The sequence below is a fragment of the Gilvimarinus sp. 1_MG-2023 genome, from assembly GCF_030548285.1.
In genome coordinates this window covers 1-327 of the sequence record NZ_JAUOSC010000555.1, presented here as the reverse complement: position 1 = coordinate 327, position 327 = coordinate 1, and the positions used below count along the sequence as shown (strand labels likewise).

1 tRNA gene is annotated in these 327 nt (G+C 53.2%); it reads right to left on the bottom strand.

Annotated features, from left to right (window positions below):
- Nucleotides 1–151: 151 nt before the first annotated feature.
- Nucleotides 152–227, bottom strand: a tRNA-Arg gene (locus Q4563_RS18060).
- Nucleotides 228–327: the final 100 nt, after the last annotated feature.

The following is a 327-nucleotide window of genomic DNA, read 5'->3' as shown; positions in this document are numbered from 1 at the left end:
ATGCTCATTGCACGACAGCGCGGGAAAGTGCGAAAACAGCCGCCACGGTTTGACACCGTTTTGACACTATGAGCGGTTTTGACACCGCATTGACACCGCTATGATTCTGGAGCGAATCGGCCACAAAGCCTTGAATTTACTGGGTTTTTGATGGTCTCCCCACGAGGACTCGAACCTCGATCATCCGCTTAGGAGGCGGAAGCTCTATCCTGTTGAGCTATGAGGAGACAGGGGCGCGTATGGTACTGGATTCCGGCGTGCGGGAAAACCTTTGCAGTGGCTGATTACCGGTTTGCAGGTATTTCCAGGTAGAAGCAGGTGTTGCCA